This window comes from Streptomyces sp. URMC 127 (genome assembly GCF_051386535.1).
GTDB lineage: Bacteria > Actinomycetota > Actinomycetes > Streptomycetales > Streptomycetaceae > Streptomyces.
This window is the reverse complement of record NZ_JBPQTW010000297.1, coordinates 1-6,896: the sequence shown is the minus strand read 5'-3', so window position 1 is coordinate 6,896 and position 6,896 is coordinate 1. Positions and strand designations below refer to the sequence as shown.

Sequence of the window (6,896 nt, the reverse complement as noted above, 5' to 3'; positions counted from 1 at the left end):
GCCACGCTGTTGCGCTTGATCGTCAGACGCCGCGCATCCTCCGGATTCTCGGCGATCGCCATGCACACGCGCGCCACGCCCGGCGTGTAGACCATCGACAGGTCGTCACGGTTACGGATCGGGTGCTTCGACGCCATCTCGATCTTGCCACCGAGGTGCATCAGGAACGTACGGTCCGACACCTTGCCCAGCACCACACCCTCGATGCTGCGCAGCTCCTCGACGATCTCCTCCGCGTGGGCGGTGGAGGTCGCGGCGACGGTGACGTCGATCCGCAGCTTCTCGTGGCCGGAGGCCGTGACGTCGAGGCCGGTCACGGAACCGCCGGAGGACTCCACGGCCGTGGTGAGCTGGCTGACCGACGTCCCGCTCGCGGGCACCTCCAGCCGGACCGTCATCGAGTACGAGACGCTTGGCGCCGTTGCCATGGCCGACTTCCTCTGCTTTCCCTGGTTCGCTGGTGCGGGCTCGATGGTCCCACCTACCCACGGGTAGGGGGTAACCAGGGCCGGGTTACGGAAATAAAGTTCCGGGAAACAAAAGGGGCCGGCGCCGGCCGGCGGGCGGTCCGCACATGCCGACGGGCGCCCTTCCCGGAGGAAGAACGCCCGTCAGACACACGCTTGATGACACCGACCCGCCATGCTCGCCTCGCGGCAAGTGGTCGCTCGTAGCGACGAAGGTTGGGCCCGGGGGCTTGGATCGAGCCGGTGCCACACCCAGGCTAACAAACCGTCCCCGGAAGTCATTCCCCCCGGAGGAGTCCGGTCCCGGGAGTACCTCCGGCGGCGGCCGGCAGCTCCGCCGCCGGAGGGACCGCGCTCAGTCCCGCAGCAGGTCCGGCACGCCGTCGGCGTCCGGGTCGTCGCGCTCGCCGGAGAGCACCGTCAGGCGCTGCGTGGCGCGCGTCAGCGCCACGTACAGCACCCGCAGGCCCGCCGGGGACTCGTCCGCGATCTCGGCGGGCGAGACGACGACCGTCGCGTCGTACTCCAGGCCCTTCGCCTCCAGGCTGCCCAGCACCACGACCCGGTCGCCGAGCCCGGCCACCCAGCCGCGGGCCTCGGCGCGCCGCCCCATGGGCACGACCACGCCGACCGTGCCCTCGACGTCCGCCAGCAGGTGCTCGGCCTCGGCCCGCACCGCCGGGCCGAGCCCGGCACCGGCGACGGCGAAGCGCGGCACGACGCCCGTGGAGCGGACGGCCGCGGGCGACTCCATGCCCGGCATCGCGAGCGCGAGGACCTTGGCCGCGAGCTCGGCGATCTCCGCGGGGTTGCGGTAGTTCACGGTGAGCCGGAAGCGGGTGCGGCGGCGGGCGCCGAGGGCCTCGTCCCGGGCGGCGGCGGCCTCGTCCGGGTCGGACCAGGAGGACTGCGCCGGGTCGCCGACGATCGTCCAGGTGGCCGTACGGCCGCGGCGGCCGACCATGCGCCACTGCATGGGGGTGAGGTCCTGGGCCTCGTCCACGATGACGTGGGCGTAGTCGCGGCGCTCCTCGGCCAGGCGCTCGGCGCGCTCGCGGCGCGACTCGGAGCGCTGCGGCATCAGCTCCTCCAGCCCGGTGAGCGCGTCGAGCGGGTCGTACTCGCGCGGCTTCTTCGGGCGGGCCGGGGCGCCGAGGAGCGTCTCCAGCTCGTCGAGCAGGGCCACGTCGTGCACGGACAGCGGGCCGCGGCCGGCGGCGTCCAGGCGGCGCAGCGAGCGCGCCAGCAGGCGGGTCTCGCGCGGGTTGAGCACCCGGCGCGGGAAGCGCGCGAGGCGCTTCTCGTCGGCCATGCACGCCAACACCTGACGCGGCGTCAACTCGGGCCACCAGGCGTCGAGGAAGGCGAGGAAGTCGTCCTCGGTGGTGATGTCCTCGTCGAAGGCGGAGCGGGCCTCGGCGGCGAGCTCCGGGTCGGTGTAGCGCTTGGGTCCGCCGGCCTTGGACCACAGGGCGTCGAGGATCAGCCTGCGGGCGCGCGGGCGCAGCAGGTTCACGGGCGCGGTGCCGCCGAGGGCGGTGTTGCGGATGCGCTTGAGGTCCTCGGCGCCGAGCTCGATGCGGGCGCCGAAGGCGACGACGCGGAGCCGGTCGGGGGTGCGGGGCCGGCCGGGGGCGGCGGTGCCCGGGAGGTCGTCCGCGCCGAAGAGGCCGTCGGCCGCCGGCGCCTGGGCGCCGCCCTGCCGGGCGCCGGGCGCGGCCTCCGTGCCGGAGCCCTCCAGCGCGCCCCGCACGGCCTTGCGGAGCACCTTGAGCATGCGCGAGGAGCCCTTGATGCGGGCCACGGCCGGCTCGTCGTACGTGTCGGCCTCGGCGCCGTCGACCAGCGAGCCGACGGCGCGGATGGCGACCTGCCCCTCCTCGCCGAGGGAGGGCAGCACGCCCTCGGTGTAGGCGACGAGGAGCGGGGTCGGGGAGACGACGAGGATGCCGCCCGCGTACCGGCGGCGGTCCTGGTAGAGGAGGTAGGCGGCGCGGTGCAGGGCCACGGCGGTCTTGCCGGTGCCGGGGCCGCCCTCGACCTCGGTCACCGACGCGGCGGGGGCGCGGATGACCATGTCCTGCTCGGCCTGGATGGAGGAGACGATGTCGCGCATCGTGTGGCTGCGGGCCTGGCCGAGCGCGGCCATCAGCGCGCCGTCGCCGACGACCGGCAGGGTGCTCCCGCCGAGGGTGGCGGTCAGCTCCGGGCGCAGCAGGTCGTCCTCGACGCCGAGGACGCGGCGGCCCTTGGAGCGGATGACGCGGCGGCGGACGACGCGGCCGGGCGCGACGGGCGTGGCGCGGTAGAAGGGCGCGGCGGCGGGCGCCCGCCAGTCGATGACCAGCGGGGAGTAGTCGGCGTCGAGGACGCCGATGCGGCCGATGTGGAGGGTCTCGGCGATCTCGGCGCGGTCGCCGCGGACGGCGTCGTCGGCGGGCTCGACGGAGGTGTAGGCGCCGTCGGGGCCCTTCTTGCCGTCCTTGCCGAGCAGCAGGTCGATGCGGCCGAAGAGGAAGTCCTCGAACTCGTTGTTGAGCCGGTTGAGGTGCACCCCGGCCCGGAAGACCTGGGCGTCGCGCTCGGCTAGCGCGCCGGGCGTGCCGACCTGCCCGCGCTTGGCGGCGTCGTCCATGAGGAACTCGGCCTCGTGGATCTTCTCCTCCAGGCGCCGGTAGACCCGGTCCAGATGCTGTTGTTCGGTACCGATCTCACGGTCGCGGACCCCGTCGGGCTCGCTCTGCGGTCCGGTCGCCACCTGCGCGTGCGTGGCGTTCTGCGCGGCCACCCAAGCCCCCTTCTGCTGTGCCTAGGGCAGCCGTCAACCGTACGCGAACACAGGTGCTGAGCGCACCTGTCAGGACATGGTTGTTTTTATTCGGGCTGAAGATGTTTTGCTCACACCTTGACGCTCACACCTTGACGGTGGCGAGGAGCCTGCCGTCGAGGGTGCGCACCTCGAAGCGGGAGATGTCCTTCCGGTTCAGGGCCGCGCCGCCGTGGGTGTACAGCGGCTCCTTGTTCCACTTGCTGCCCTTGTCGCCCTTGTCGCTCTTTTCTCCGTTATGGGCGCCCTCCAGGCCGTAGCCGCCCGGCGGGACCGCCCACGTCGTCACCACCTGTCGCTCGCCGTCCTTGCCCACGGCCACGAGATCGCAGGTCAGCGGGCCCCTGACCCGGGCGAGCCGGAGGGCCACATGGGTGCCCCAGGGCTTCGGCTGCAGCGAGACCGTCGCGTCGACCTTCGTCGCCGGATCCACCGCGCCGATCTTCTCGCCGTCCTCGTACATCTGCTTCGCCGCGCTCACGCCGCTGTGGTCCGGCGCCTCCTCCGAGAAGACCGCCGCGCCCACCAGCGGGCCCGCGACGATCAGCGCCGCGGCGGCCGCGGCCAGGCACAGGCGGCGCGTGCGCTGCGCCCTGCGGGCGGCGCCCACGCCGGCCAGCAGCCCGTCGAGCAGCGCCGGGTCCGGGCGGGGCGCGACGGCCTCCGGGGCGGGCGCCGACTCCTTGAGCTCCGCGAGGAGCGGGGTCAGGTCCATCAGGCCGTCGAGCTCGGCGGCGCACTCCGGGCACCCGGCGAGGTGCTCCTCGAACCGGGCGGCGTCCGCGGCATCGAGGACACCGAGGGCGTAGGCGCCCACCTCGGTGTGCCGCTCGTGGTCCGGCTCGCGGTCCGGTGCCGGCCCGTTCATGCCGTCACTCCTCGTTCTTCGAGCGAGAGCTTCATCGAGCGCAGTGCGTAGAAGACCCGGGACCGCACGGTCCCCGCCGGCACGCCCAGCACCTCGGCCGCCTCGCTCACGGTACGTCCCCTGAAATAGGTCTCGATCAGCGCCTCCCGGTGCGCCTCGGTCAGGTCGCCCAGCGCGTCGGAGATCGTCATCAGGCGCAGCGCCCGGTCGATCTCGTCCGCCGCCGGGATCAGCTCCAGCGGGCCCGGGTCGACCTCGCGGGGGCGCGCCTGCCGGCTGCGGTGGTTGTCGATGACGATGCGGCGGGCGACGGTCACCAGCCAGGGCCGTACGGAGCCGGGGGCTCCGCGCAGCCGGCCGGCGTTGCGCCAGGCGCGCAGCAGCGTCTCCTGGACGACGTCCTCCGCCCGCTGGCGGTCTCCGTCCACCAGGCGCAGTACGAAGGCGAGCAGGGGGCCCGCGTGCTCTTCGTAGAGCGCCCGCATCAGGTCCTCGTCGGGGCTCGTCCTGTCAGCCACGGCGGCATCCTTGCGCAAGCCTTCTCCCTGGTCGATAGCCCGTGCCGGCGGCTCGGGCGGTACTCGCCGGTAGCCGTAGCCGCCCGTTCCGCCGGTGCCGTCGCCGGTGCCGGGGCCCTGCGGCCCCTCCGGCGGTGAGTACGGGCCGGGCGGGCTGCGCGTTCAGCGCGGGGGCGCTCGGGTCGCCCTTACGGATCGGATGGCGGTTCCGTTCAGCCGAAGGGCCGTGATGCAGGCCTCAGTTCGCCGCTGAGCGGAGGCATGCGGCGGGCCCGTACGACAGCCCGGGAGGCCGGTGCAGGGGGCACCGGCCCCGTACGGGGAGAACGGGGAGGTTCACCATGAACCGCATCGGCAAGCGCCGGACGATCGTCGCCGTCGCCGCCTCGGCGGCCGTCGCCGCGGGGGCGTTAGGGGCGTTGGGCGCGGCGGAGGCGTCCGCGGGGCCCGGCCGCGAGGGCGCCGTCTTCTTCGCCGCGAGCCTCAGCGGCGCGAACGAGGTGCCCGCGGCGGACGGCAAGGCAGTCGGCGACAAGGACGGGCGGGCCGTCGGTTTCCTGCGCGTCCGGGGCGACGAGGTGGCGTACGCCTTCTCCTTCCGCGGGATCGCCGCGCCCACCGCGGCCCACCTCCACCAGGGCGAGCGCGGCAAGAACGGCGACGTACGGATCCCGTTCTTCGCTCAGCCCCTGCCCGGCGGCGGTACCCGTGCCACCGGCACGGTGAAGGTCACCGACCGCAAGCTCCTGGACGCCCTCGCGTCCGGGCCCGGCGGCTTCTACCTCAACCTGCACACCGGTGAGTTCCCCGGCGGCGCGGCACGGGGGCAGGTGCACCGGCTGAGCGCGCCGCTCGGCGCGGACTTCGACATGAACACCGCCGTGAACACCGTCCAGGCCTCCGTCGTCGAAGGCAGCCAGATCTACGCCTGCACCCGGCAGGAGGGCGGCGGGTTCGCCTTCACCCAGGACAACGTCTCCGCCACGCTCGACGGAAACATCGCCCACACCTTCGTACGGCCCGGCGGCGACCCGCAGTGGGTCGCCCCCGACCGGTCCGCCGTCACCGGCAAGGTCATCACCAGGACCCCGAACGGGGACGGCAACATCCCAGAACTCGACCTGCGCGCGACCCGCTCCGGCGCGGGCAAGGGCGTCCTCGCCTCCACCACCGAGGTGCTGCGGCTCAACACGCGGGGCGGCACCGCCCCCGCCGGGCCCTGCGACCCGCGGCGGCAGCCGAAGGCGGCCGTGCCGTACCGGGCGGACTACCTCTTCATCGGGCGCTGACCGCGGCGGCGGTGGCGGGCCACGCGCTCGCGGTTGCCGCAGACCTCGCTGGAACACCAGCGGCGCCGGCGGCCGCGGGACGTGTCCAGGTAGACCAGTGAGCACGTCTCGCCCTCGCAGCGGCGCAACTGCCCGCGGGCCGCGGGGTCGGTGAGCAACTCCACGGCGTCGCGGGCGATCTGACCGAGGAGAGCGCCGCAGTCGGGCCCGCCCGCGAGGCTGCGCCGCAGGGTGCCGTCGGCGCCCCGTTCCGCCCTCGGCGCGGGCGGGGCGGTGACGGCCAGGGCGTTCACCCGCTCCAGGTCGGGGCCGGCGGCGCGGCCGTCGACCTCCGCGTGGACGACGCGGTGCAGCAGGTCGCGCGCCGCGCGGAAACGGGTGAGCCAGGCGGCGTCCACGGCGGCCAGGGGGGTGCCCGGCGGGACGGCCCCGGAGCGGAGGAGCCAGTCCCGCAGGCGCTCGGGGCTGCCGAGCCGCTCGGCCGGCTCCTCACCGGGCCGGCCGCCGGCCGTGGCCACCAGATCCAGACAGAGCCGCCCGGCGTCGAACCTCAACCCGTACGAAGCCGCCACCACCCCACCAGAGTGCCTCGCGCAGCGCCGGGCTGTTAACCCCGCGCGGGACGCGACGGGGGCTGCGCCCCGCCGCGGCGGAAGAAAGCGCGGGCGCCCCGCACGCGAGCCGGCCAGGCACCCGCAACCCCCTCCCGCCGCAACGGCGAACAACCCCCACGACGCCAACCGGCGGTGCCGAACCAACCGCCGGCACGGCACCGCCGAACACCCCGGTGGGGGTTACGCGCCGCCGCGGCGGAGGAACGTGCGGGCGCCCCGCACGAAAACCCGCCGGACACCGGCAGTACGGCACCGCCGGACACCCGGGCGGGGGCCGGGCGCCCCGCGCCCCGCGGCAAGCCCCCCCCCTAGC

5 protein-coding genes and 1 pseudogene are annotated in these 6,896 nt (G+C 74.7%); 1 reads left to right on the top strand and 5 read right to left on the bottom strand.

The features are described from left to right. From ACSNOH_RS32385 to ACSNOH_RS32370, 4 genes and pseudogenes are all read right to left on the bottom strand, one after another. Nucleotides 1-428 (bottom strand): annotated as a pseudogene (locus ACSNOH_RS32385) (NAD-dependent malic enzyme); the annotation flags it as partial. A 394-nt stretch (nucleotides 429-822) separates the two neighbouring features. Then, nucleotides 823-3,255, bottom strand: coding sequence for a HelD family protein (locus ACSNOH_RS32380; RefSeq protein ID WP_436725024.1), 2,433 nt, complete (start codon nucleotides 3,253-3,255; stop codon nucleotides 823-825). Nucleotides 3,256-3,379: 124 nt separating this feature from the next. Then, entirely contained in the window at nucleotides 3,380-4,162 is a 783-nt protein-coding gene (locus ACSNOH_RS32375) for a zf-HC2 domain-containing protein (RefSeq protein WP_436725023.1), read from the bottom strand. Further along, a complete protein-coding gene (locus ACSNOH_RS32370; protein ID WP_436725022.1) occupies nucleotides 4,159-4,698 on the bottom strand; it encodes a sigma-70 family RNA polymerase sigma factor in 540 nt (179 codons plus the stop codon). The genes ACSNOH_RS32375 and ACSNOH_RS32370 overlap by 4 nt, the downstream gene beginning before the upstream one ends. A 323-nt stretch (nucleotides 4,699-5,021) precedes the next feature. Between ACSNOH_RS32370 and ACSNOH_RS32365 the strand changes: the two genes are divergently transcribed. Then, nucleotides 5,022-5,969 carry a CHRD domain-containing protein gene (locus ACSNOH_RS32365; protein ID WP_436725021.1) on the top strand — a complete coding sequence of 316 codons (948 nt, stop codon included), beginning with the start codon at nucleotides 5,022-5,024 and terminating at the stop codon, nucleotides 5,967-5,969. Here ACSNOH_RS32365 and ACSNOH_RS32360 read toward each other — a convergent pair. After that, on the bottom strand, nucleotides 5,948-6,541 hold the full coding sequence (locus ACSNOH_RS32360) for a CGNR zinc finger domain-containing protein (RefSeq protein WP_436725025.1): 594 nt from the start codon (nucleotides 6,539-6,541) through the stop codon (nucleotides 5,948-5,950). The genes ACSNOH_RS32365 and ACSNOH_RS32360 overlap by 22 nt on opposite strands. Between the last annotated feature and the right edge of the window lie 355 nt (nucleotides 6,542-6,896).

Coding starts and splice junctions, on each gene's coding strand:
- ACSNOH_RS32375 (WP_436725023.1), bottom strand. CDS start 4,162: ATGAACGGGCCGGCACCGGACCGCGAGCCGGACCACGAGCGGCACACC.
- ACSNOH_RS32365 (WP_436725021.1), top strand. CDS start 5,022: ATGAACCGCATCGGCAAGCGCCGGACGATCGTCGCCGTCGCCGCCTCG.